This is a genomic window from Salegentibacter sp. UBA1130 (assembly GCF_002311535.1).
In the GTDB taxonomy this organism is placed as follows: Bacteria; Bacteroidota; Bacteroidia; order Flavobacteriales; family Flavobacteriaceae; genus Salegentibacter; species Salegentibacter agarivorans.
Genome location: NZ_DCAP01000007.1, coordinates 15801 through 39769 on the forward strand (window position 1 = coordinate 15801; position 23969 = coordinate 39769).

Annotated in this window: 23 protein-coding genes; 7 read left to right on the plus strand and 16 right to left on the minus strand. The window is 36.0% G+C overall.

Translation table 11 applies throughout. The features are described from left to right. Positions 1 to 65: 65 nt before the first annotated feature. The gene (locus B4F31_RS02120) at positions 66 to 2138 is read right to left on the minus strand and encodes an amino acid carrier protein (RefSeq protein WP_093305909.1); all 2073 of its coding nucleotides are present in this window, start codon (positions 2136 to 2138) and stop codon (positions 66 to 68) included. Between the two features lie 421 nt (positions 2139 to 2559). Between B4F31_RS02120 and B4F31_RS02125 the strand changes: the two genes are divergently transcribed. Next, positions 2560 to 3000: a universal stress protein gene (locus tag B4F31_RS02125; RefSeq protein WP_075327336.1), complete on the plus strand. Its 441-nt coding sequence runs from the start codon at positions 2560 to 2562 to the stop codon at positions 2998 to 3000. A 269-nt stretch (positions 3001 to 3269) separates the two neighbouring features. Beyond that, a complete protein-coding gene (locus tag B4F31_RS02130; RefSeq protein ID WP_075327335.1) occupies positions 3270 to 3473 on the plus strand; it encodes a dodecin family protein in 204 nt (67 codons plus the stop codon). A 610-nt stretch (positions 3474 to 4083) separates the two neighbouring features. On the opposite strand, the gene B4F31_RS02135 is transcribed toward B4F31_RS02130, so the two are convergent. Beyond that, entirely contained in the window at positions 4084 to 5202 is a 1119-nt protein-coding gene (locus tag B4F31_RS02135) for a GAF domain-containing sensor histidine kinase (RefSeq protein ID WP_349675913.1), read from the minus strand. Positions 5203 to 5512: 310 nt separating this feature from the next. Between B4F31_RS02135 and B4F31_RS02140 the strand changes: the two genes are divergently transcribed. The 3 genes from B4F31_RS02140 (at position 5513) to B4F31_RS02150 (ending at position 8202) form a co-directional block, all read left to right on the plus strand. Beyond that, on the plus strand, positions 5513 to 6067 hold the full coding sequence (locus B4F31_RS02140) for a hypothetical protein (protein ID WP_093305904.1): 555 nt from the start codon (positions 5513 to 5515) through the stop codon (positions 6065 to 6067). A 252-nt stretch (positions 6068 to 6319) separates the two neighbouring features. Further along, positions 6320 to 7084, plus strand: a complete 765-nt coding sequence (locus B4F31_RS02145; protein ID WP_093305902.1) for a LytR/AlgR family response regulator transcription factor — start codon at positions 6320 to 6322, stop codon at positions 7082 to 7084. An 11-nt stretch (positions 7085 to 7095) separates the two neighbouring features. Further along, the gene (locus tag B4F31_RS02150; protein WP_093305899.1) at positions 7096 to 8202 is read left to right on the plus strand and encodes a sensor histidine kinase; all 1107 of its coding nucleotides are present in this window, start codon (positions 7096 to 7098) and stop codon (positions 8200 to 8202) included. Here the strand turns inward: B4F31_RS02150 and B4F31_RS02155 are convergent, their stop codons facing one another. Then, positions 8203 to 9285 carry a Gfo/Idh/MocA family protein gene (locus B4F31_RS02155; RefSeq protein ID WP_286760509.1) on the minus strand — a complete coding sequence of 361 codons (1083 nt, stop codon included), beginning with the start codon at positions 9283 to 9285 and terminating at the stop codon, positions 8203 to 8205. Positions 9286 to 9434: 149 nt separating this feature from the next. On the opposite strand from B4F31_RS02155, the gene B4F31_RS02160 reads away from it, so the two are divergent. Further along, positions 9435 to 10010: a DJ-1/PfpI family protein gene (locus tag B4F31_RS02160; protein WP_093305895.1), complete on the plus strand. Its 576-nt coding sequence runs from the start codon at positions 9435 to 9437 to the stop codon at positions 10008 to 10010. A gap of 81 nt (positions 10011 to 10091) precedes the next feature. Here the strand turns inward: B4F31_RS02160 and miaA are convergent, their stop codons facing one another. From miaA to B4F31_RS02195, 7 genes are all read right to left on the minus strand, one after another. Continuing rightward, on the minus strand, positions 10092 to 11012 hold the full coding sequence (miaA, locus tag B4F31_RS02165; RefSeq protein WP_093305893.1) for a tRNA (adenosine(37)-N6)-dimethylallyltransferase MiaA: 921 nt from the start codon (positions 11010 to 11012) through the stop codon (positions 10092 to 10094). Next, positions 11002 to 11835, minus strand: coding sequence for an ion transporter (locus B4F31_RS02170; protein ID WP_093305891.1), 834 nt, complete (start codon positions 11833 to 11835; stop codon positions 11002 to 11004). Before B4F31_RS02170 ends, miaA begins: the two co-directional genes overlap by 11 nt. Before the next feature lie 69 nt (positions 11836 to 11904). Beyond that, on the minus strand, positions 11905 to 13275 hold the full coding sequence (locus B4F31_RS02175; RefSeq protein WP_286760510.1) for an exonuclease domain-containing protein: 1371 nt from the start codon (positions 13273 to 13275) through the stop codon (positions 11905 to 11907). Positions 13276 to 13292: 17 nt separating this feature from the next. Next, positions 13293 to 13949, minus strand: coding sequence for a YggS family pyridoxal phosphate-dependent enzyme (locus B4F31_RS02180; protein ID WP_286760511.1), 657 nt, complete (start codon positions 13947 to 13949; stop codon positions 13293 to 13295). 11 nt (positions 13950 to 13960) lie between these two features. Then, on the minus strand, positions 13961 to 15205 hold the full coding sequence (locus B4F31_RS02185) for a DUF1015 domain-containing protein (RefSeq protein ID WP_093305883.1): 1245 nt from the start codon (positions 15203 to 15205) through the stop codon (positions 13961 to 13963). 18 nt (positions 15206 to 15223) lie between these two features. Further along, positions 15224 to 16111: a 3-hydroxyacyl-CoA dehydrogenase family protein gene (locus B4F31_RS02190; protein ID WP_093305881.1), complete on the minus strand. Its 888-nt coding sequence runs from the start codon at positions 16109 to 16111 to the stop codon at positions 15224 to 15226. A gap of 56 nt (positions 16112 to 16167) precedes the next feature. Beyond that, positions 16168 to 17133: a Gfo/Idh/MocA family protein gene (locus B4F31_RS02195; RefSeq protein ID WP_093305952.1), complete on the minus strand. Its 966-nt coding sequence runs from the start codon at positions 17131 to 17133 to the stop codon at positions 16168 to 16170. Positions 17134 to 17268: 135 nt separating this feature from the next. Between B4F31_RS02195 and B4F31_RS02200 the strand changes: the two genes are divergently transcribed. Then, positions 17269 to 17910: a protein-L-isoaspartate(D-aspartate) O-methyltransferase gene (locus B4F31_RS02200; protein WP_075327996.1), complete on the plus strand. Its 642-nt coding sequence runs from the start codon at positions 17269 to 17271 to the stop codon at positions 17908 to 17910. Positions 17911 to 18084: 174 nt separating this feature from the next. Here the strand turns inward: B4F31_RS02200 and yidC are convergent, their stop codons facing one another. The 6 genes from yidC to B4F31_RS02230 form a co-directional block, all read right to left on the minus strand. After that, on the minus strand, positions 18085 to 19950 hold the full coding sequence (gene yidC / locus B4F31_RS02205; protein WP_093305878.1) for a membrane protein insertase YidC: 1866 nt from the start codon (positions 19948 to 19950) through the stop codon (positions 18085 to 18087). A 46-nt stretch (positions 19951 to 19996) separates the two neighbouring features. Continuing rightward, positions 19997 to 21637: a CTP synthase gene (locus B4F31_RS02210; RefSeq protein ID WP_093305876.1), complete on the minus strand. Its 1641-nt coding sequence runs from the start codon at positions 21635 to 21637 to the stop codon at positions 19997 to 19999. A 122-nt stretch (positions 21638 to 21759) separates the two neighbouring features. Next, positions 21760 to 21996 carry a DUF3820 family protein gene (locus tag B4F31_RS02215; RefSeq protein WP_093305874.1) on the minus strand — a complete coding sequence of 79 codons (237 nt, stop codon included), beginning with the start codon at positions 21994 to 21996 and terminating at the stop codon, positions 21760 to 21762. A 45-nt stretch (positions 21997 to 22041) separates the two neighbouring features. Beyond that, entirely contained in the window at positions 22042 to 22410 is a 369-nt protein-coding gene (locus tag B4F31_RS02220) for a response regulator (protein ID WP_093305872.1), read from the minus strand. Beyond that, a complete protein-coding gene (locus tag B4F31_RS02225; RefSeq protein ID WP_286760512.1) occupies positions 22407 to 23273 on the minus strand; it encodes a histidine kinase in 867 nt (288 codons plus the stop codon). Before B4F31_RS02225 ends, B4F31_RS02220 begins: the two co-directional genes overlap by 4 nt. Positions 23274 to 23284: 11 nt before the next feature. Then, on the minus strand, positions 23285 to 23857 hold the full coding sequence (locus B4F31_RS02230; RefSeq protein WP_093305868.1) for a carboxymuconolactone decarboxylase family protein: 573 nt from the start codon (positions 23855 to 23857) through the stop codon (positions 23285 to 23287). Positions 23858 to 23969: the final 112 nt, after the last annotated feature.

Here is a 23969-nt window from a genome sequence, read left to right on the forward strand (position 1 = left end):
CCGGTATTCGCCGGAAGGTTTTTAACTTTCTAAAATGTTTACTCTATAACGGGATAAAAATGCGCTTAAACAGTTTTTTCTACAGTTTTTGTAAATAATTCGCCTGCTTTCAGTCTTCGGTTGTATTCCTTTAGGTCATTTCTAACTTCACCGGACATTATATATAGGCCAATAATATTAGGGAAAGACATAGTTAAAATCATCATATCAGAGAAATCAAGCACAGCTCCCAGCCCTACTGAAGCACCAATCACTACAAAAACCAGGAACATAGATTTGAAAACCAATTCGCTCCTGTTGGTTTTTCCGAATATATAAGTCCACGCGCGTAGTCCGTAATAAGACCAGGAGATCATAGTAGAAAATGCAAAGAGAAAAACCACAATACTCAACACATAAGGAAACCATGGCATCACGGTAGCAAAGGCTCCAGAGGTAAGTTGAACCCCGCCAACGCCCTCTACCTCGTGCATGCCGGTAAAAATAAGAACAAGTGCAGTTAAAGTACAGATGATTACTGTGTCTATAAAAGGTTCAATTAACGCTACATAGCCTTCAGAAGCTGGATGCCTGGTTTTTCCGGCGCTGTGAGCTATTGCCGCCGAACCAACTCCAGATTCGCTGGAGAATGCAGCCCTTTGAAATCCTACAATAAGTACGCCTATTACTCCGCCTTTTAAGGCTGTTGCATTAAAAGCACCATTATAAATCGCAGAAAATGCTGAACCTATATTTTCAAAATTTACACCAATAACCACAAGCGCAGAAACAACATATATAAGAGCCATTAAGGGAACAATCTTTCCGGTTACTTTGCCTATACTCTCAATACCACCAAGAATTACCAAGCCTACAAGGCCTGAAAGGGCGAGGCCAAAATAAAAACCATTTCCTTCCATAAATTCAAACTGACTGGCAAGAATCTCGAAAGATTGATTGGCCTGAAACATATTCCCTCCACCCAGGGTTGCTCCAATACAAAGCACTGCAAAGAAAACAGCCAGAACTTTACCAAAACCTTTCATATTTCTTCGCTCCAGCCCGTGTTGTAAATAATTCATAGGGCCACCAAAAATCTTTCCTTCTTTATTAATAACCCTATATTTAATTCCAAGGGTACATTCCACAAATTTTGAAGCCATACCTAAAAGTCCGGCGATAATCATCCAAAAAGTTGCTCCGGCTCCTCCCAAAGATATAGCGATAGCCACACCGGCGATATTTCCCAGTCCTACGGTAGCAGAAACTGCGGTTGCCATGGTTTGAAAATGAGTGATCTTACCCGGGGCGGTAGGGTCATCATATTTTCCGCGTGCGAGGTCTATAGAATGTTTTACCCCTTTAAAATTGATAAAACCCATTTTAACGGTAAAAAATGCAGCACCAAATATTAACCAAATAACTATAAGAGGAATATTATGGGTTTTGGGGTCTCCATTTGGGTGAGTAACTGGCAGGGGAGTAGGGTATTTAATTTCGGCTAAATTATGAGCGCCTGTTTTAATAAGATGATCGCTGTTATTGGAATCGTAAATTACATCTCCGGCTTTGGTTAAGTGTTTTAGATTTCCGCTTGTAGTGGCATAAATATTTAAATCACCTTTATTTTCGGAATTTACTATGGCAATAAGATCTCCTTCATTCACATTCTTCCCTTCATTAATTTTCCATTCCTTAAGTAAATAGCGATCATTTACCGAAGGACTCCAACCCGGGATGGGCACTTTAGCAACTTCAGCATACACTACAGGATCATAAATTCCAAATGTGGTAAACGGGTCCCAGAATAAGAAATTCCCCAGGCTTTCTACCAGCGGAACAGCAGCACCATTAAAATGTTCGGTAATTGCTTTAGGTTTTATTTTAAACTCCCGGGTAAGAGTGGCACCTTTACTATCTGTGATTTTGACTTTATAAGGAATTCCTTCGGTAAGACCGTAAGCCGATTTTGATTCAAGCCCAGTATTTTTATCAGACCATTTATAGGTATAGGGAGGTTGCCCACCTGAAACCTCCAAATCAATAAATCCGTCATTAATTAAATTAGAAATATTTCCAGCTTTAGCATCTATCTTAAGTTGCTGGGCATTTAACATTGAAAGCGGAAGTAAAAGGATTAAAAGAAAATATTTTTTCATAGTTTAATTTCTAAATTTGAAACTCCACACCGCTAAAAAGCAGCGTTTCTTCCTAAAGAAATCATTGGGTTTGCTTTTATGTATTTTAATTTAATCTTTGGATGAAAACGAAGTGATAAAAAAAGGGAAAATCATTCAAATTAGAAGAAACTCTTAGGTCACCTTATTTTCATCAGGTAGATAAAATTATAAATAAGAAAAGCATAAGTTCCCGTGACCGCCGAGAAGAAAAATAAAATGGTTTTTAGCCTGGTTTTATTTTTTATGAAATTTGAAAAATTAGCTGTAAATATAATGTATAATCCTTAGTTAGAAAAATTGAAAAACACACATTTAAATTGGAAAAGATTAAGGTTGCTTCTCAAATATTTTAGAAGCGCATAATTTTTTCCTATTTTTAGTTTCTTAAACCTGCCATAACATGAAGAACATTTTAGTAGCCGTAGACCGTAAAAATGATGCTGATTTACTTATTTCACACGCGGTTAATATTGCTAAATTAACAAACGCCAAAATCTGGATAATTCACGTAACTGTAGCTGATCCTGATGATTTTCTTGCCCGGGAGGCCGGACCTCAATATGTTTATGAAAAGAGAGCTGAGGACCGAAAAAAAGAAAAAGCTACCATAGAAAAGTGGGCCGAAGATGTTGCAAAAGATCATAATGTAGAAGTAGAGGGCCGTATAATTGAAGGTTCTGTAATAAAGTCTATTAAAAAGTTGGTAGATGAGTGTAATATTGATTTGGTAGTTGCCGGCCACAAGAAAAAAAACCTGGTGTATGGCCTGTTTACCTCAAACAAGAAAAAAGATCTTATAGACGAACTTCAAATTCCTTTATTAGCGGTCCCGCTAGGATAGATTTCTCATTTTCTGAGATAATAATGCGATTTAGCTCTTAAATTAAAAGTTAAGTGCAAGATCGCTTTGTTTTAATTCAAAAAGTTGCATTGTGCGATTCTTATCGTAATTCTAAACACACTTTGAATCTGTAGAGGAATTTTTTTAAAAAAATATTCTTTTAATTTTTTTAGGAATAAAGATTTAAGTCCATGTTATAAATTGTTAAACCTTTTTTATAGGCTAACTTGTTCATTAACTTTAAGATATAACCATAAAAACAAAAAATTATGAGTATCGTAAAAGTTATTGAAGTAATTGCAAGTTCAACAGAGAGTTTTGATGATGCAACCAGAAATGCCCTTGCAGAGGCTTCTAAAAGTGTAAAAAATATAGAATCGGTTTACGTGAAAGAGATGCACGCGAATGTGATTAATAATAAAATTGCTTCGTACGCAGTGAACGCGAAGATATCATTTAAAAAAGAGAGCTAAATTTAGTTCGTTTGAGTTTTGGGGAAGTAGTTTATTAATTAAACGCTTCCCCATTTTTATGTTTACTTCCCATTCAAAGCCCCTAAAATCCTAAATTTCTATATTATTCGAATTTGTTTTCTTCTGGAAAATTATACAGAATTTTCCTAAAAATAAATCTCTATTTTATTACAAAGTTGATTAATACAGGATTTCCCCCGTTTCAAAAATGTATTAATAGTTTTAAATTAAAGGTGAACTTTTTTGGATAATAACTTTAGAATATGGTGGAAAATTACCTTTAAAAATTCTGGACAAATTATTTTGAGGGCTAAAAGCTTCAATAATATCTTTTCAGTAAAATAAGTTTTTACCACTACTTTTTTATAGCGAATTTCTATATAGGTTCTATGTCTAACCTTAATATTTGTGCTATGAATCCTTTTTATATTTTTTTGGAGAATTACAAAACAGCCACATCAGGGTTTCATTTTCTGGCTAAACTATTTATTTTATTAATTCTGGCCTGGATAGTGGTTGCGGCTATTTTTGCAGTATTAGGAACTCTTAACCTAATATTTTAGGCTGCTATTTTATAAAGTAACTAAGATAGCTTTTAGGCTGTCCCGGGTTAGCTTTGCGCCGGCATCACAAAACTGAAAACAGTTTCTTTGTCTGAAGAGCTTACTTTTATCTCTCCATTGTGTGCTGCTGCAATTTCAGATGCAATATAAAGCCCCAGGCCTAAACCTTTTTTGGGCTCTTCTCCTTCAAGACGATAAAATGGTTCAAATAATTTTTCCCTTACTTCTTTAGGGATTTTCGTCCCATTGTTGGTAATTTCTAATTTAAACTCTCCATTTAAACATACCACTTCAAGTTCTATAGATTCATCTGAAGTACCATGAGTTACTGCATTTCCTAAAAGGTTAGAACATAATTGTGCAATACGGTCTGGATCACAATTTACCGGATTTTCTAATTGAATTTTAGAAGAAATTTTCTGTTGGGGAGAAATAATCTTTAATTCGTTAATCACCTGTTTCAATACATCTTCCAGTTTTTTGGAATCGGTAGTTTTATTAAGCTTTATACCTTCTCCCAGGCGGCCGCGGGCAAAATCTAGAAGATTATCTATTAAACCTTCCATCCTGATGCTGGTAGATTTAATAAGGGAAGCATTGCGCTTTACAATATCTTCCTTACTAAATTTCATTAAGATTTCAGCACTCATCCGCGTAGTGGCGATGGGGTTTTTTAGATCGTGACCTAAAATTGCAATAAATTGTTCCCGCAATTCAGCTATTTGGTGTTCTTCGTTTAATTCGGCAACGGCATTCTCCTTTTCTTCAATTGCTTCCAGGTGAAAGCTAATTAATTCAGCATAGAGTTGAAACATCCCTCTAATTTCTTCGGTATCAATTTTAGCTATCTTTTTATCTATAGCGCAAATAGTACCAAAAAAACTTCCATCTTTTTTATATAATGGAACCGAAATATAACTTGAAAAACCATACATCGCGGGAGTAGGATGCTTGGCATAAGTTTCGCTTGTGGCTACATTATCTATAAAAACAGCCTGTTCGTGCTGACGTACCTCGTTACAAATAGTTGTTTCTACTTTTAATTCATCTCCGGGTTTTAATCCGAATTTAATTTTATCGTTAACAGCGCAGGTAATCCATTTATCTTCTGTGACCCGCGCAATTGCGGTAAAACCCATCCCGGTTGTAAGACAAATAATATCCAATAACTGAGTAACGATGGGAATTTTATTAATATTTGCAACGTCTGCTTTATAATTTTTATGCGTAGTGGAAGTCTTAATAAGAATAATTTTTTGAGTATAAAAAGTTTATAAAATTAGTAAAAATTTTCGATTTCTAAAATAGGTCCAATTCAGTTTACGCGCTTTATATCAATTTTCTACCTGTTCATTACCAAAAAAATATAGTCTGGATCATTCCTTATTATTTCACCTGTTTTGCTAATTAACTTTAGGATATAATTAAATACAAGCTTGTACCTAAACCGTTTATAAATCTTAAAAATTAATTGTTATGAAAAAATCAGTCGTTATTTTGATGCTTGTGAGCTTTAGCTTTAGTAGCTACGCCCAGAGAATTACTCAACTGGAAGAAACTAGAATTGCTTATTCTCCCTTTGTTCTGGAGGAAACCGATAATCCCGATGAATACCGCTATAATGTGAGCGATAGTTTTGCTGCTGAATTCACTAAAAATCCGATGGCATTTATGGAGTCTTATTTTGATATTTCTAAATTTATTGAAGAAGTGAAATATAAAGATTATGATAGTTATTTAGTACGTTTTCAATCCAGTAAAGGATTTCTTGAAGCAAATTATTCAAAAGAAGGAGTATTAAACCGAACCAGGCAACTATTTAAAGATATTGCTTTGCCTCTTGCAGTAAGAAATGAATTATGGAGACAAACCGAAGGCTGGAGTATGGTAAAGAATAATTATAAAGCCAGGGGGCAGGGGAAGCTTCTGGATAAAGAACTTTATCGAATTAAAGTTGTAAAAAATGATAAATCAAAAATTATTAAAATTGATCCTAAAAATATAAATGAAGAGCGTGTGGCCGGTATGTAATCTCTTCAGAACCTTTAACTAATGCCTGTAAAGTATAAACTTCAGTCTAAATGAAGCTTTTAAAAAACTTTACAGGCTTTTTTATGCTTTATATCAAATAGGAGACTATTCACATCATAAAATATATCCCTGGTAGCAGAATTAGGTTTATTCATTCACTAAATTATTTTATATCAATTACTTAGATTCAAAAAAATATTTAACAAGAAAAAATAGTTTTAAATTACATGGGTATATCTCAAATGTAAAATTATGAAAGCACTTGTTGTAGATGATGAAGAACTGGCAAGAAGAAGAGTGCTTAACCTGCTTGCTGAAGTAAAGGAAATTGAAGTTTTGGGTGAATGTTCCAATGGGAAATCGGCGATTACTCAAATTAATAAGCTTAAGCCGGGACTTGTTTTTCTTGATATTAGTATGAAAGATATGAGTGGATTTGAAGTGCTGCAGAAGCTTCATGTGAACCCAAAACCAGTAGTTGTATTTGTAACTGCTTATGATAATTATGCCACGAAAGCTTTTGATGTAGATGCCTTCGATTTTCTGCTGAAACCCTTTCGCGACGAGCGGTTTTTTAAAACTATAAAAAAAGTACTTAATATCTCAAATAATGAAGTTCAGGAAAATTTTGAAAAGCGCCTGCAAACTTTGTTTGAGGTTTATAGCAAAGACAGGAAAACCTCCAAAATTCCTTTAAAACTTCCGGTTAGGCAGGGTAATAAAACCGTTTTACTAACACCCAACGAGATTAGTTATATCTGTGCTTCTGGCTATTATGCTGAAATTTATACTGAAAATAGTAAATATTTACTGCGGGAATCTTTAAATAACCTTGAAGAGTTTTTTAAAAACCATGCCTTTTTCAGAATTCATAGATCGGCCATTATTAATCTTAATCACATTAAAGAAATTGTGCATTCAGATTTCTCTGAAGTAGATGTAAAAATGAGAGATAATAAATTATTACGCATCAGCAAATCCAATAAAAAGGAATTATTTGATAAACTCGGAATTTAAAGAACCTCAAGATGAGCTTTTCAGCCTTAAAAAATAAATATATAGACGTAAAGCTTATTTTGCTTTTGGCGGCCTTCTACACGTTATTCAACCTGGTATATTTAGGCAAACTGGCTTATATGCGCGCATTCATTTCCCGGGAAACCGTAGAATCCTGGCACGACATTATTATCCATAACTTGCTTATAGACTGGATTATTGTAGTGGTTTATATGAGCCTGATTGCGATAAGTACTAAGCGCCTTTTAGATAAAAACTATTCGTGGATAAAAATTTTTTTACTGCATACCTTATTTTCAATATTAATAGGGTTTGTAATTCGTTTTTTCTTTGATCTCTACGGAATTTTACTCGGGCTCATGACTTTTGCCGACTATAGTTTAAAAGCCAGTATAGACCGAATGATATTCGTAATAGATCTTAATTTTTTGATCTACTTTGCGATGATTTTTATCATCTACACCTATTATTATTTAAAACAGGTAAAAGAGACCGAGAAGCAAAAGACGCTACTGGAATCTCAACTTACCAATACGCGTATGAAGATGTTATCTTCTCAGCTACAGCCGCATTTTTTATTCAATACCTTAAACTCTATTTCGGTTTTAGTTGAAATAGATGCTAAAAAAGCCCAGGATACCATTGCAGATCTAAGCGACCTGCTTCGTGAAATTTTATACAGCAGCGAGAACTATAAAGTTACCCTGAGAAAGGAATTACGAATGCTGGACTATTATTTAAATATTCTCACTCTTAGGTTTTCAGATCATTTGATAATCGAGAAGAATATAGACGAAAGCCTGTTAGATCATTTAGTGCCATCACTGCTATTACAACCCATTATAGAAAATTCGGTTAAACACGGTTATTCTTACCATAATATACATTTAAAAATTGTGATCAATATTTTTAAATCCAGAGGGTTCCTGGTGCTTAGTGTATACAATAATGGAAAACCACTTACCGAAGAACAAGAAACTTTATTAGAAAAAGGAGTGGGGATTTCTAATATCAGGGATCGTTTACTTACGCTTTACGGAAAAGGGGCCAGTTTTAAAATACGCAATAAAGAGGCTGGAGTAGAAACCATAATAAAAATTCCCTTTTCCAAAACCTGATTATAAGCTTAAACGTTCCCCGTTTTTACTGGCAGATTCATATATTTTTTCCAGGATTATAATATCCTTTAATCCATCTTCCCCGGGAACCATTACTTTTTTATCATTGATAATTGCCAGGGCATCATCATCCATTTGTACAGCTTGCTGATTTTTCCCGAATGGAGCTAAAACAGTCCCATCGCTGGCTTTTCCTTTCACTCCGGAGTATGATTGGAAAGGTCTTAAATAATACCAGCCATCTTTGCAATCTACTTCAAGATTATTCATACTTTCTCCAAAACTGGTTCTGCAATTGGCAGTAATTCCGTTAGGAAATTCAAGATCAAAAACCGTAGTTTCATCAACTTCGTCAAAAATTTCTGGTCTGTTAATTATATGTTTTGCACTAACCGAGATTGGTTCTAAGCCAGTGGTATAGCGCGCTGCATTTAACGGGTAAACGCCCATATCATACATAGCACCGCCACCCATTTCTTTTTCCAGTTTCCAGGGATTCATAGGGTCTCCATAATAACCGGCTTCGGCTTTTAGGTTTTTCATACTACCAAAAGGTTTGGTTTCAGCCCATTTCATTAAGGTTTGCGTATTTTTTTCGTGCTGCATTCTATAACCAATGGAAAGTTTTACCCCATTTTTGTTACAGGCCTCAATTATTTGTCGGCATTCTTCCGAGGTTTTTGCCATAGGCTTTTCACACCAAACGTGTTTCCCTGCATTAGCGGCCTTAATTGCATACTTTGCGTGAAGCCCCGTGGGTACAACAACATAGATCACATCTATATCATCGTTATTGGCAATTTCATCCATATTATCATAATTATACACATTTTGATCTTTAATCCCGTATTTCTTTTGCCATACCGGTATTTTCTCAGGACTTCCGGTTACAATACCTCGTAACTCGCAATAATCGGTTTCCTGAAGCGCCGGTGCAAGTTGCCCGGTACTGTAGTTTCCAAGGCCTAACAGAGCTACGCCTAATTTTTCTTTATTTTTATGAAGTAGAAAATTGGGAATTGGAAGTGTAGTAGCGGCCACAAATAGCCCTGATTTTTTAATAAATGTCCTGCGATCTTGCATAATTATGTTTTTTGCCTGAACCCAAAAGTTACTCAAGCTTTTTTAAAATTTGCAGTCAAAAATTATATTTAACTATTTTTTAAAAACTGATTACCAGTGCTAAGTATGAATTTTCTTAACTTAAAAGTCAAATCAAAACCTGATTAATTATGAAAAAAATACTTTTTTTAACCGGTGATTTCGCTGAAGATTATGAAACTATGGTTCCTTTCCAGATGTTAGAAATGTTGGGCTACACCGTGCATACGGTATGCCCGGGAAAAAAGAAAGGCGACAAGATAAAAACTGCAATTCACGATTTTGAAGGAGACCAAACCTACACTGAAAAACCAGGTCATTTGTTTGAACTCAATTATTCTTTTGATGAGGTATTTGCAGACGATTATAACGGATTTGTAATGGCCGGCGGCCGGGCACCAGAATATCTTAGGCTGAATAAAAAAGTAATTGAAATCACTAAGCATTTCTTTGAAAAAGATAAACCGGTGGCTTCTATTTGCCACGCTATCCAAATTCTTACCGTAGCAAAAGTTTTAAAAGGCAGAACACTCACCGCATACCCCACAATTGGTCCAGAAATAGAACTGGTAGGAGGGAATTATAAAGAAGTTAAGCCTACTGAAGCAGTGGTAGATGGCAACCTGGTAACATCACCAGCCTGGCCGGGTCACGCCGCATTTATTAGAGAATTTGTAAAATTACTCGGGGCAAAAATTGAGATTTAAGATTGGGGCTTAACCACCCCTTTCTTCAGTTGCGCTGAATTCATTCCCCTCCTTGAAAAGGAGGGGAGGTTTTTTTATCTATCACTTTGCAAATTCAGTGATTTTTCCCTCAATAAATTCCTGAATTTCTTCCGGAGGGGTTTTAAAATCGAACCATTGTATATCGTGGTCTTTTCTAAACCAGGTAAGCTGTCTTTTTGCGAATCTTCGGGTGTTTTTCTTAATTTCTGAAACTGCCGTTTCAAGGGAAATTTTTCCTTCCAAGTAACTGAAAAGTTCTTTATAGCCTACGGTGTTTAAAGCATTTAAATGTTTGTGAGCAAAAAGTTTTTCTGCTTCTTCCAGTAATCCTTCATTTATCATTAAATCTACACGCCGGTTTATACGTTCATAAATTATTTCACGATCGGCAGTAAGACCTATGCTTATCGGGATAAAATCCCGCTGTGTTTTAGGCTGATTTAAAAAAGAGGAATATGGTTTGCCTGAAGTTATGCAAACTTCAAGCGCTCTTATAACTCGCTGCGGATTTTCAACATCGGCTATGTTATAATATTCAGGGTCGTATTTTTGGAGTTTCTTTTGTAAAGGAACCAATCCATTTTCCTCAAACTTTAAGTTTAAATTTTTCCTAATTTCTGCAGGAACTTCGGGAAAATAATCCAGGCCTTGCAGAACGCTTTTGGTGTATAAACCACTGCCGCCTACCATTATCACAACATCGTGATCCTGGAAAATTTCTTCTAATTTCTGAATCGCCTCAGCTTCAAAATCGCCCACATTATAAGCATCTTCAATAGAAATATGTTGAATAAAATGATGTTTAGCAGCCTCCAGTTCTTCGGTTGAAGGGACGGCGGTGCCAATTCGCATTTCTTTATAAAATTGCCGGGAATCTGCTGAAATTATTTCAGTATTAAACTTTTTAGCGAGATTAATGGCTAATGAAGTCTTGCCAATGGCGGTAGGCCCCAGGATGTTAATAAGGTAATTAGTGTTCATGAAGTGGTTTTCCGCAGTTATGGCAAAATTCAGCATCATCCATATGTTTGGTTTCGTTGCAATGCGGGCAAACCTGGGTATTGGTAGGAATCTTATTTTTTTGAGCCCGGGTAATTTCAGAAGTCACAATACCGGTTGGTACGGCAATAATTCCGTAACCTACAATCATAATAAATGATGCGATAAACCTACCAAGCGGAGTGATGGGGTGAATATCTCCAAATCCCACGGTAGTAAGGGTAACAATAGCCCAATAAATACTAAGCGGAATATTATCAAAACCTCCTTCTTCTCCTTCAACCAAATGCATTACCGTTCCCATAATTACACAAATAATAAGCACGGCAAAGAGGAAAACAATAATTTTTGGACGGCTGTTACGTAAGGCTAATAAAAGTCGGTTAGATTCGCCTATATAACGTGTAATCTTTAAAATTCTAAATACTCTAAGCAATCTTAAGGCTCTTACAGCAAAAAGTAAATTATGACCACCAAATAGAAAAGCCAGATAGGTGGGAAGGGTGGAGAGTAAATCTACAATACCATAGAAACTAAAAATATAATTTTTAGGTTTTTTAATAGCAATAATCCTTAAAATATATTCTATCGTGAAAATTATGGTAATGATCCATTCAGCAATATAAAAATGCCAGTAATATTTTAAGTTAAGGCTGCTTACGCTTTCCAGCATTACCAGGATAATACTTATGGCGATAACAACAAGTAGAGCAACGTCAAAAAATTTACCCGCCGGGGTATCGGCTTCGTAAATTATTTCGTGGATTTTAGATTTCCAGCCTGGTTTGGGTTGCGTTCTGCTCAAAAATAGAATTTTTAGGAATTATTCAAATTTAAGTAAATTGCTGAAGCATCTAAGTAAATTAAAATTTATTTAAGTAGCTGGCGCTAATGGTATAATTTTTAACCGCGAATTTCGGCGTAAATAGCTTTGAATAATATGTTGGGCATCGCGATCGTTTTTCATAGGGGTAATTATAGACCTAATAATATCTATATTATTAATCTGGTGGTTTAAATTGAAATATCCAATCCCCTTAAATTCACCATCTTCCACCAGCAATGCACTTTTTTCGTCTATATCACGACCACGATCTATAACCAGCATATGCTGGGTTTTATAAGAATGCTGATTGATTAATGCTCTCACTTTCTCATTGTAAGCTTCAGCCGATTCTTCTTTTATACAGGCTCCGTTGCATTTTTCTATGGTATAATTAAAGCAGTTTCCATTGCCTTTTTCAAGATTACAGAGCCTGGGGCAGAGTTCATATTTTGTTATCCACATCTCTAAAACGTTGCGAGCTCGCTTTAAAGAAGAAAAAGTAGTGATACTATTTTTCTTACCGGCACGACCAATTTTTAAATTAATATAACCATCTTCATCGGTAGAGTGATAGAGGGCGTGGCTAAATATATTCTTTTTTAAAACCTTATTGAATTTAGGCTTATTATGTTTTATCTCCTGATTTTCTTTTAAAAGTGCTGCCAGTTCGTTTCCTGTGGCTTCAAAACTAACCGAGCTAACTTCTTTTTGCATTTCACGAGCTTTACGCTGCTCGTTGGTAAAATGCTGGGTAACCCGTTTTTTAATATTCCTGCTTTTTCCAATGTAAATAATCTCACCTTCTTCATTATGAAAGTAATAAACGCCCGTAATTCCCGGTAAATCTTCAAGGATATAAACAAGACGTGTATCTATTTGGCGTTTTGGCTCTAATTTTACCGCATCTTTTAGAATATTCTTTTCAATATCTTTTGCGAGTAGCATTTTAAAAAGCTTTACAGTTGCCTGGGCATCTCCACTGGCACGATGCCTGTCACTTAAAGGAATTCCCAGAGCTCTAACCAGTTTTCCTAAACTATAAGAGGCCTGGCCGGGAATAAGTTTTTTAGAAAGTTCTACGGTACATAGCGATCTTCTTTCAAAATCAAAACCAAGTCTTTTAAATTCGGTTCTAAGAATTCTATAATCAAATTTAGCATTGTGGGCTACCAGTACACAATCTTCTGTAATTTCTACAATGCGCCTGGCTACCTCGTAAAATTTGGGAGCATTACGAAGCATATCGTTATTAATTCCCGTGAGGTTTACCACAAAGGGTTGAATTGGCTTTTCGGGATTTACAAGGCTTATAAACTGGTCTACTACTTTTAAACCATCAAATTTATAAATTGCTATTTCTGTAATTCCTTCTTCGTTATATTTACCACCGGTGGTTTCTATGTCTACTACTGCGTACAAAAAATATTTTCTATCTCTTAATAATTCCTTTCACCAAAAATATCACTTCCTATGCGTACCATATTACTACCGCAATCTAAAGCGATTTTATAATCTCCGCTCATTCCCATAGAAAGGATATTCATATTTGAATATGTCGCTTTAAAATCGTTAAAAACCGATTTAAGATGTTCAAATTCTTTTTTAACCTGAGTTTCATCATCAGTAAAAGTGGCCATTCCCATAAGTCCTTTTACTTTTACCCGATCAAAACTTTTAAACTTTTCTGAATCTAATATTTCTTTAGCTTCTTCTGCTGAAATACCATACTTACTATCCTCTTCGGCAATTTTAATTTGCAAAAGACAATCTATAGACCGGTCATTTTTGTCGGCTTCTTTATTAATTTCTTTCAATAATTTTAAACTATCTACCGCGTGAATAAGGAAAACATAAGGCGCCATATATTTTACCTTGTTTCGCTGTACGTGGCCCACCATATGCCATTTAATATCTTTTGGAAGTTCTTCCCATTTATCAGTCATTTCCTGAATTTTATTCTCTCCAAAGTGTCTTTGGCCGGCCTCGTAGGCTTCTAAAAGATCTTCTGTAGGTTTGGTTTTAGAAATAGCCACTAAAGTGACATCTTCAGGCAGTTCAGTTTTATATTTTTTTATATTTCCAGAAATACTCATGCAATCAATTTTTAGTTGGTTTCAAACTCGTAGATGGTAAGGCCGTTTAAAAGTTTGGGTTCAATATAGGTGCTTTTGGGAGGCATGGTTAAACCTTCGTCGGCAGTTTCTTTTATTTCTTCAATACTTAAGGGGAGCATTCCAAAACCGACTGCAAATTCACCTTTATCTATACGGGTTTTAAGCTCAATTAAATCATTTTTACCGTGAATATAAGAAATACGCTTATCATTTCTAAGGTCTTTAATGCCCAAAATTGGCTGTAGCACTTTCTTATACAGAATATATGGGTCTAATTTAGTCAAAGAATCTCCAAATTCATAGTTTGTTTTTCGTAAATAAAGCGAATAAAATTCCCCGTCTAAATACATATTAAAATGATGCTTTTGCTGGGGTTTATAAACTTCCATCCCGTGGTTTTCAATTCTGAAATATTCATCCAGATGGATAAGAAATTCTTCTTTGGTATTCCCGTTTAAATCGGTAATGAGTCTGCTGTATTCGTGAATATTAAGGTTACTTTCTGAAATAAGGTAACTCATAAAAAAGTTATAAGGTTCTTTCCCGGTATGATTTGGGTTAGCCTTCCTGGATTCCTGCGCCAACAAATAGGAGGAAGCACTTCGATGGTGACCGTCTGCGATATACAAATGAGGCATTTGCTCAAATTCTTCCTGAATTTGCTTTAATAAATCAACCTGATCTATTTTCCAGAGATAATGAATTTCCCGGTTTACAGTGGCAAATTCATATTCGGCGCGAGTTTGCATAACCTGGTCAATAACCTCATTTATCTTAGAATTATCGGGATAGGTGAGCAGAACCGGCTCGGTATTAAAGCCCACTACTTTAAGATAATCCTTAAACAAAGTTTCACGGCTTGCAATTGTATCTTCATGTTTTTTAATGAGGTTATTCTCATAATCTTCGGCACTGGCAGCAGCAATAATACCACAACAAGTAGTTTCCCTGCTTACTATTTTATAAAGATAATAGGCCGGTTTTTCATCTTTTATAAATGAATTTTCTTCCCTGAATTCCAGGTAGCGATTTTTTACCATCTGGAAGCGCTGCCCACCAGTTATCTCGTGCTGAAATTTATAACCCGGATTCAGAATATGTAAAAATGAATACGGGTTATACTGCAAAATCGCTCTTATTTCAGCTTCAGTATAATCTTCAAAAGATTTTGTAGCTACAAGTCCGGCTTTGGCCCGTTGCGGCCTTACAGCTCTAAATGGAAGTATTTTTGTCAAATCTAATTATACATTTATTTAGCTGAATTGTGCTGAAACCTTTTCGGCTTTTTTACTTTCAGAATAGTCGTAAAAACCTTCTCCAGATTTTATTCCCAGTTTCCCGGCCATCACCATATTAGTCAATAGAGGGCAGGGTGCGTATTTCGGATTTTTAAAACCGTCGTACATCACCTCAAGGATAGAGTGACAAACATCTAAACCAATAAAGTCGGCTAATTGAAGCGGACCCATTGGATGCGCCATTCCGAGTTTCATTACTGTATCTATCTCTTTTACTCCCGCAACGCCATTATAATAGGTTTCAATCGCCTCGTTAATCATTGGCATTAAAATTCGGTTAGCCACAAAACCGGGATAGTCATTCGCTTCAACCGGAACTTTATTTAGTTTTTCTGAAAGTTCCATAATAGACGAGGTAACTTCGTTGCTGGTGCTGTAACCACGAATAATTTCTACCAGTTTCATAATTGGCACCGGGTTCATAAAATGCATTCCAATAACACGCTCTGGATTGGAAACTACTGAAGCGATTTTTGTAATAGAAATTGAAGAAGTATTACTCGCCAAAATGGTTTCGGCTGAACAATTTTCGTCCAGTTGCTTAAAGATATTCAGTTTTAAATCCTCATTTTCTGTAGCAGCTTCAACTACAAGGTCAATTTCTTTAACACCTTTAGGAATATCGGTATACGTGGTGATGTTGTTAAGCGTTGCTTCTTTATCTGCCGCACTTATTTTTTCTTTAGAAACCATTCGGTCTAAATTCCCCGAAATAGTTTTCATCCCCTTATCCAGACTTTCCTCAGAAATGTCTATAAGATTTACTTTGTATCCAAATTGAGCAAAAGTGTGGGCGATTCCGTTACCCATAGTTCCTGCTCCTATAACTGCTATATTTTTCATTTTGTGTGGTTTTTAAATGAATTTCAGCTTTAAAATCGACTGAAATAGTATTTATATTACTTACTAAAACTTTCAATAACTCCGTTGGCAACACGCAAGGCTTCAGCGCCCTGTTCTAGCGTTACTATTGGTGTGGTATTATTATTTATCGCGTCGGCAAAAGTTTCTAACTCGTCTAAAATGGCGTTGTTTGGAGAAACATTAGGATTATCAAAATAGATTTGTTTTTTTACTCCTTCTGCATTTTGCAAGATCATTGCGTAATCATCTTCTTTTTCGGGGGCATCTTTCATTTTTACCACCTCGCATTTTTTCTCCAGAAAATCTACAGAGATATAAGCGTCTCGCTGAAAAAACCTGGATTTACGCATATTTTTCATTGAAATTCGGCTGGCTGTTAAGTTGGCTACGCATCCGTTTTCAAATTCAATCCTGGCGTTGGCAATATCTGGAGTATCACTAATTACTGAAACTCCACTGGCATTAATGTTTTTCACTTTCGACTTTACTACGCTTAGAACAGCATCAATATCGTGAATCATTAAATCCAGAACCACGGGAACATCTGTTCCGCGCGGATTGAACTCTGCAAGGCGATGCGCTTCTATAAACATAGGATTCTCAATCCTGGAAGCCACAGCTCTAAATGCGGGATTAAAGCGCTCTACGTGGCCTACCTGGCCTTTTACGCCGTGTTTTTTTGCTAAAGCGATAAGTTCTTCGGCTTCAGCAAATGTGTTGGTAATGGGTTTTTCTATAAAAAGATGTTTGCCTGCCGTAATTGTTTTTTTTGCTACTTCAAAATGCGAAAGGGTAGGAGTTACTACATCTACCACGTCTACTGCCCCGATGAGTTCTTCTATAGTATCGAATTTTTTATAACCGAATTCCGCAGAAATCTTTTCCGCATTTTCTGAGTTGGCATCGTAGAAACCTACAAGCTCATATTTTTCAGATTGGTTGAGTAATTTTAAATGTATCTTTCCTAAGTGTCCTGCACCAAGCACGCCTACTTTCAGCATATTATTTAGCATTTTTCACAAAAATAGTATTTTGATTGCAAATAGTTTAGCAATAAAGAGGAGAATCTCCCCCGTTTTCGCTTGGCATCTTTGACTTCTAATGAGTATTTTTGCAGTTTAAAGGGTAAAAAAGTGATTGAAGATAACTATAGACATAAGGGAAAAAGACAGCAGTTGGTAAAAACCGTAAAGAAAAAGGGAATTACCGATAAAGCCGTTTTAGGTGCAATTGGGAAAATTCCCAGGCACCTCTTTATGGATAGTAGTTTTGAAGATCACGCCTACCAGGACAAAGCTTTTCCTATTGCTGCAGATCAAACTATTTCCCAACCTTATACCGTAGCTTTTCAAACCGAAAAACTGGAGATTGAAAAAGGAGATAAAGTTTTAGAAATTGGTACCGGTAGCGGTTATCAAACTGCGGTTTTATGTGAACTTGGGGCAAAAGTTTACAGCATAGAACGCCAGCGGGAGCTTTATAGAAAAACAAAAATGTTTTTGAATAAAATAGGTTATCGGCCTAAGCATCTTAGTTTTGGAGATGGATACAAAGGAATGCCAGATTATGCACCTTTTGATAAAATAATTGTAACTGCCGGTGCTCCTTTTGTTCCTAAAGATCTTTTGGGACAGTTAAAAGTTGGAGGCAGGATGGTAATTCCCGTGGGCGACGATGTGCAAACTATGACCCTTTTTATAAGAAAATCTCCAACAGAATTCGATAAAACCGAATTTGGACAATTCAGGTTCGTGCCTCTACTAGGGGATAAGAATTAATAGCAGTTTTTAAAAAGCTTTTCAATTTATCGTCATCCTGAATTCATTTCAGGATCTAAAATGATTTAATTTTTTCCAACCTAATAGATACTGAAACAAGTTCAGGATGACGTAAGAAAAAAGCCGGTTTAAGATATTTTAAACCGGCTTTTTTATGTATAAGCTTTTATTCGGTTATTTTTTCTTCTGTTGATTTTTTTGCTGTTCTGCCTGCTCCATCATTTCCTGCATTTTCCTGGTGAACTTATTCTGCTTTTTAGGCTTTTTCTTGTTCTCCTGGATCTTCGCGTGAATTTTATCTTCATCAATAATCACATATTTAATCACCAACATAATACCAATGGTAATTAGGTTAGAAGTGAAGTAGTATAATGAAAGTCCACTCGCATAGTTGTTAAAGAAGAACAACATCATTAGCGGAGACAGGTACATAATAAATTTCATATTAGGCATTCCCGGTTGCTGGGCTTGCTGCATACTTTGTCCCGTCGTCATCATCATATAAATAAAGATTGCGATAGATGCTAAAATTGGGAATAAACTCACGTGATCTCCATAAAATGGAATGTTGAAAGGTAACTCGGCTATAGTATCATAACTTGATAAATCGTCTGCCCATAAAAATCCTTTCTGTCTTAACTGGAAAGCACTTGGGAAGAACTGGAATAGGGCATAGAAAACCGGAATTTGCATTAAAGCGGGTAAACAACCACTCATTGGGCTGGCTCCTGCTTTGCTATACAGCTTCATAGTTTCCTGCTGCTTTTTCATTGCATTATCCTTATACTTCTCATTAAGCTCGTTAATTTCAGGTCTTAAAACCTTCATTTTAGCTTGGGATAGATAAGATTTGTAAGTAACCGGAGAAAGAACAATTCTCACTACAATGGTCATTACAATAATCGCGATACCGTAGCTTGGTAGTACTCCGCTTAAAAATGCGAAGAACGGGATAAATACATATTTATTGATCCACCCAAAAATACCCCAACCTAATGGTACAACTTCATCAAGGTTACGGTCGTAATCGTTTAAAATCTTATAGTCTGTTGGTCCGTAGTACCAGTTCATATTATAATTAAGCTCGCCACCATTTAATTCTAAAGGCAACTGTGCAGCAAAATCTTTAGTATAAACCGTATCTATTTCTTCGTCTTCAACAAGGTTTCGAGAAGTGAATTTACCTCGGCTAAAAGGAGTGTCGGTCAATAATATAGAGGTAAAGAAATGCTGTTTATAAGCAACATAAGTAATATTCTCGTCTTCCTGTTCTTCAAAATCACCGCTTCCTAAGTAATCATCATCACCCTCATCGTATTCATAAATAAGGTCGGTGTACCTATTTTCATAAGAAATACTTTTCGCGTGGCGGTAACCTTTTAGCTGCCAGTTCATATTAATATCTCTGGAGCTGTTAAATACATTATTTAGGCCCTGAGATCTAATACTAAAATCCAGCATATATTCACCTGGTTTCAGTACATAACGATATTCAAGGAATTCGTTTTCTGAAACTTTCAACTTCATTGAGATAATCTGGTTATCTCCATTTTGGGTTACTTCGGGTTCAAAATAAAGATTTTCAGTGTCTAAAGTTCTGCCGTCTGTGGTGGTAAAATTAATGTTGAAAGAAGCATTTCCGTCTTTAATTAAATAAACCGGAATAGAATCGAAGGTTTTATAATTGGTTAATCTTGCTTCTGAAATATATCCACCTTTATTGTCAATTTTAAGTTCTAAAACATCATTGGAAATGGTGGTCGTATTTTCTGTAGCCGATGGAAGACTTGCCGAATAGCCAAAAGCGCCCAAACGTTCGCGAGCCTGGGCAAGCGCAGTAGAATCGGCTCCAGGAGTTTGATTTTGTTGTGGTGGAGGTTGGTTAGCATCGGTATTGCCGGGTACTTCAACCTGTTCGGTTTCTTGCTGTGGTTCTACTTCTGCTTCAGAGGGGCTGTTGGTATACAACATCCAAAGTAAAATTCCACCAATAAGTATAAATCCAATTAAGGACTGAACATCAAATTTCTTTTCTTCCATGCTTTTCTAAACTATAACTTGCTTTTGGTCAATAAGTCGGCCACTTTTATTTTTGTGCCAGACTGGCATTTTTTCTTTTTTTCGAAAAATCGTAGGCAGCCTTAATAAAGGCGATAAAAACCGGATGCGGAGTCGCAACGGTACTTTTATATTCCGGGTGATATTGAACTCCCACAAACCAGGGATGCTCTTTTAATTCTATAACTTCTACCAGGCCGGTTTCAGGATTTATCCCCGTACTTAGCATTCCTGCTTTTTCCAGTTCTTCCTTGTATTTGTTATTGTATTCGTAACGGTGGCGATGTCTTTCTTTAATCTCGGTTTTGCCGTAAGCTTTTTGTATTTTAGAACCTTCGGTGAGTTTACAATCCCAGGCACCAAGTCGCATAGTTCCGCCTTTATGAGTAACCTCTTTTTGCTCTTCCATAAGATCTATAACCGGGTGTTTGGTTTTAGGATCCATTTCGGTAGAATTGGCAGTTTTTAACTTTAATACGTTTCTGGCAAATTCAATAACTGCCATTTGCATTCCTAAACAAATACCTAAAAACGGTAAATTTCGTTCCCGGGCATATTTTACTGCGTCTATTTTACCCTCTACACCACGTTCGCCAAATCCCGGCGCTACCAAAATTCCGTCTAAATTGGCGAATTTATGGTCTATAGTATTTTCATTTATAAATTCTGAATGAATGCTTTCTACATTCACCTTCACCTCATTTTCTGCTCCTGCGTGAATAAAAGCTTCTAAAATAGATTTATAAGAATCCTGAAGCTCAACATATTTCCCAATTAGGCCAATAGTAATTTCGGCTTTAGGATTTTTATGTCGATCTAAAAACTGGTTCCAGCGATCTAAATTTGGCGTTGTTTCATCGGGTAAGTGTAATTTCTTTAAGGTTACGGTGTCCAGGCCTTCTTTCAGCATTAAATTTGGAACATCGTAAATAGTAGCTGCATCAATACTCTGGATTACCGCTTCCTGCCTCACGTTACAGAAAATAGCCAGTTTACGGCGAATATCGTCTGAAAGTTCGTGCTCGGTTCTACAAACCAAAATATCGGCTTTAAGTCCGCTTTCCATCAAAGTTTTTACACTGTGCTGGGTTGGTTTGGTTTTTAGCTCTCCTGCAGCGGCAAGATAGGGAACAAGGGTAAGATGAATAATTAAAGCGTTTTCATCGCCTAATTCCCATTTTAACTGGCGAACTGCTTCAATATAAGGTAAAGATTCAATATCGCCTACAGTTCCTCCAATTTCAGTAATTACAATATCGTAATCGCCATTTTGACCAAGTATCTGGATGCGATCTTTAATTTCGTTGGTAATATGTGGAACCACCTGTACGGTTTTTCCTAAAAATTCCCCACGGCGTTCTTTTTCAATTACACTTTGGTAAATACGGCCGGTAGTTACATTATTTGCCTGGGAAGTATTAACGTTTAAAAAGCGTTCGTAATGGCCAAGGTCAAGATCGGTTTCGGCACCATCTTCAGTTACATAGCATTCGCCATGTTCGTAAGGATTTAAGGTTCCGGGATCTACGTTAATGTAGGGGTCGAGTTTCTGAATAGTGGTTCTAAATCCACGCGCTTGCAGTAATTTTGCCAGAGAAGCTGCTATAATTCCTTTTCCCAGGGAAGAAGAAACGCCGCCGGTGACAAAAATATACTTGGTTTCGGCCATCTTAAGAAGTGTTTGTTGCGTTGTTTGATTCAGGGCGCTAAATTACAAAGAAGAATAGAAAAGCCGTTAATTTTAAACCTAATATTTTTAAAGTTAAAACTCTGTTTTAGACTGAAGAATACTCAGGGTTTTGGAAACTTTCTTCTTATATCTCTAAGTAATTGTTCCATCCCATTGAGTTTAAGTTCAAACACCTCACTCATTTGCTGGCCAAGTTTGCCTTCTGGGAAACCTTTTTGGCGATACCAAACCAAATAATATTCGGGAATGTCGCTTAAATAATAGCCTTTGTATTTTCCAAAATGCATTTTAGCGTGTGCAAGTTCTAAAAGTGCTTTGTGGTTTGGTTTTAAACTCATTTACTCAATAATCGGGATGGTTTAGGAAATGAATGCCTCTTCAGTTCACGATTGTTTCAAAATCGGTTGGAGACGGGCAAACTTATTTTTGTTTAAAGGCTTTTCTATAAATTCTATAACCGCAGGGTATTCTTTCGCTTTATTACGGTCTACAGCACTGGTGCTGGAGGTAAGAATAATTATTCTATGTTCATGGCCTTTAGATTTTAATAAATCAAGAAACTCCCAACCATTCATTTCGGGCATATTTAGGTCTAAAAATATAAGCGTGTTTTGCCGTTCTTCCAGGTAAACCAGGGCTTCTTCGGGATTGGTGAAATCTACAACATCTTTATCGTAACCTTCTATTTCCAGGAGTTTTCGGGTAATAAAATTGGCTATGGGCTGGTCGTCTACCAGGATAATGGTGCTCATAACTTTTTTGCTTTTAGCTGGGTTAATTCCGAAGATGCCATTTCAATAACTTCTCTTAAAACCTTATCCATTTCTTCTGATGATTGTTTAAGTTTTGGTACGAGTTCTTCCCTGCAGGTTTTATCATCAAAAACTTCAAAAAGTTGTACTATACCCTGAATTCTCGATAAAGGTTCTCTCACATTATGAGCATTTAAAGCTGAAATATGCAATAATTTCTCATTTTTTTCAACCACTTCTTTAGTTCGTTCGGCAATAGTTTGTTTTTGATTTTCTACAATTTGATTGATCTTTTTATTCTGATTTTTAATGACGTCTAATGCCTGTAATAGAGACTGATTTTTATGATAAAGCTCTTCTTTCAAATAAATTTCCTGAAACTTAGCCTGGAAACTATCACTTATTAATTTCAGCATTTCAATATCGCCAACATCAAAAGCTTTATTCTTATCTGATATTAATGAAACAGTAAAATCTACATCCATTTTTTTAAAGCTCCAACACCATAAAGATGGAGACTCTAAAGCAGTAGAATCAATTTTTTCACTCAATTGAGACGGAATTTCTTCAGTTTTAACCGGAATATTATTTTCTAGAATCTGCAATTCGTGCGAAAGTAAATTTTCTTTTGAAATAAGTTCAAATTCACCTTGCGAATTACACTGGCAATAGACCAGGTAAGACCTCGCCTGGTTTATACTAATTCTAAAAAGATGAAAATTAAGCAGATATTTTAAAAAACGCACTGAAACCTGCGAAACTTCCTCCAAACTCTTACAACGATTTAAATTGTTGCTGAATTTAGAAAAAGTTTCATAGGTAATTCTATAAACCCGGGAAGTTCTGTCTTGTAGGGATTCCATAATCTTCGGACTTATTCCGGAGTTTCCAGCAATTCGTTGTCTATTTTAATCCCTGATACATCAGCAATAGTATTCAACATATTTACTAAATCGGCCTGGGCCATTAATTCCTGGATTTCCTTTTGAGAAAAACCTGCTTTTTCCAGTTCCTCAAAATCTTCATCTGAAACTTCGCTATGATTTAGCGCCGCATTAGTTACAATTTTAACGGCAGTTTTAAAACTGGCCGGCATAGAAGGAGAATCTATATTTTCTGTAGCTTTAAAACCTTCATCTTCAGAGATCATAGCGCTCATACTATCAGCGAAAATCCCGTGAGCATGCGAGCAATAATTGCAACCCCGTTCTTTAGATACATTGTAGATAATAAGTTGTTTAAGCACATTTGGAACTTCTCCTTCCATTAAAGTATTCTTTAATTTACTCCAGTTACCTTTTAATAAAGTAGCATTGGTGCCCTGGCATTTAAACCAGTTTAAAACAAAGGGAAGTTGAAGAGTTTTCTTGGTATCATCATAAATTTCCTGAACTTCAGGAGAGGCTTCATCATAGGAAACCATAGGGTAGCGTGCTGTAGAATTCATTCTGGTAATTGTTTATAATAGATTAGGGTTTTTTAAGGTTGTCCAAAATAAGTCAATATTTTAAAACGTCCTAAATTAATTTAGTGGTAATGGGCTTTTAACAACAGGCTGG

Excerpts from the sequence above, each read along its gene's own strand:
- B4F31_RS02210 (WP_093305876.1), bottom strand. The coding sequence starts at position 21,637 with ATGGCCGAAACCAAGTATATTTTTGTCACCGGCGGCGTTTCTTCTTCC.
- B4F31_RS02120 (WP_093305909.1), bottom strand. The coding sequence starts at position 2,138 with ATGAAAAAATATTTTCTTTTAATCCTTTTACTTCCGCTTTCAATGTTA.
- B4F31_RS02155 (WP_286760509.1), bottom strand. The coding sequence starts at position 9,285 with ATGCAAGATCGCAGGACATTTATTAAAAAATCAGGGCTATTTGTGGCC.
- B4F31_RS02180 (WP_286760511.1), bottom strand. The coding sequence starts at position 13,949 with ATGAGTATTTCTGGAAATATAAAAAAATATAAAACTGAACTGCCTGAA.
- yidC (WP_093305878.1), bottom strand. The coding sequence starts at position 19,950 with ATGGAAGAAAAGAAATTTGATGTTCAGTCCTTAATTGGATTTATACTT.
- B4F31_RS02150 (WP_093305899.1), top strand. The coding sequence starts at position 7,096 with ATGAGCTTTTCAGCCTTAAAAAATAAATATATAGACGTAAAGCTTATT.
- B4F31_RS02160 (WP_093305895.1), top strand. The coding sequence starts at position 9,435 with ATGAAAAAAATACTTTTTTTAACCGGTGATTTCGCTGAAGATTATGAA.
- B4F31_RS02130 (WP_075327335.1), top strand. The coding sequence starts at position 3,270 with ATGAGTATCGTAAAAGTTATTGAAGTAATTGCAAGTTCAACAGAGAGT.
- miaA (WP_093305893.1), bottom strand. The coding sequence starts at position 11,012 with ATGAACACTAATTACCTTATTAACATCCTGGGGCCTACCGCCATTGGC.
- B4F31_RS02215 (WP_093305874.1), bottom strand. The coding sequence starts at position 21,996 with ATGAGTTTAAAACCAAACCACAAAGCACTTTTAGAACTTGCACACGCT.
- B4F31_RS02140 (WP_093305904.1), top strand. The coding sequence starts at position 5,513 with ATGAAAAAATCAGTCGTTATTTTGATGCTTGTGAGCTTTAGCTTTAGT.
- B4F31_RS02190 (WP_093305881.1), bottom strand. The coding sequence starts at position 16,111 with ATGAAAAATATAGCAGTTATAGGAGCAGGAACTATGGGTAACGGAATC.
- B4F31_RS02195 (WP_093305952.1), bottom strand. The coding sequence starts at position 17,133 with ATGCTGAAAGTAGGCGTGCTTGGTGCAGGACACTTAGGAAAGATACAT.
- B4F31_RS02220 (WP_093305872.1), bottom strand. The coding sequence starts at position 22,410 with ATGAGCACCATTATCCTGGTAGACGACCAGCCCATAGCCAATTTTATT.
- B4F31_RS02145 (WP_093305902.1), top strand. The coding sequence starts at position 6,320 with ATGAAAGCACTTGTTGTAGATGATGAAGAACTGGCAAGAAGAAGAGTG.
- B4F31_RS02225 (WP_286760512.1), bottom strand. The coding sequence starts at position 23,273 with ATGGAATCCCTACAAGACAGAACTTCCCGGGTTTATAGAATTACCTAT.
- B4F31_RS02125 (WP_075327336.1), top strand. The coding sequence starts at position 2,560 with ATGAAGAACATTTTAGTAGCCGTAGACCGTAAAAATGATGCTGATTTA.
- B4F31_RS02230 (WP_093305868.1), bottom strand. The coding sequence starts at position 23,857 with ATGAATTCTACAGCACGCTACCCTATGGTTTCCTATGATGAAGCCTCT.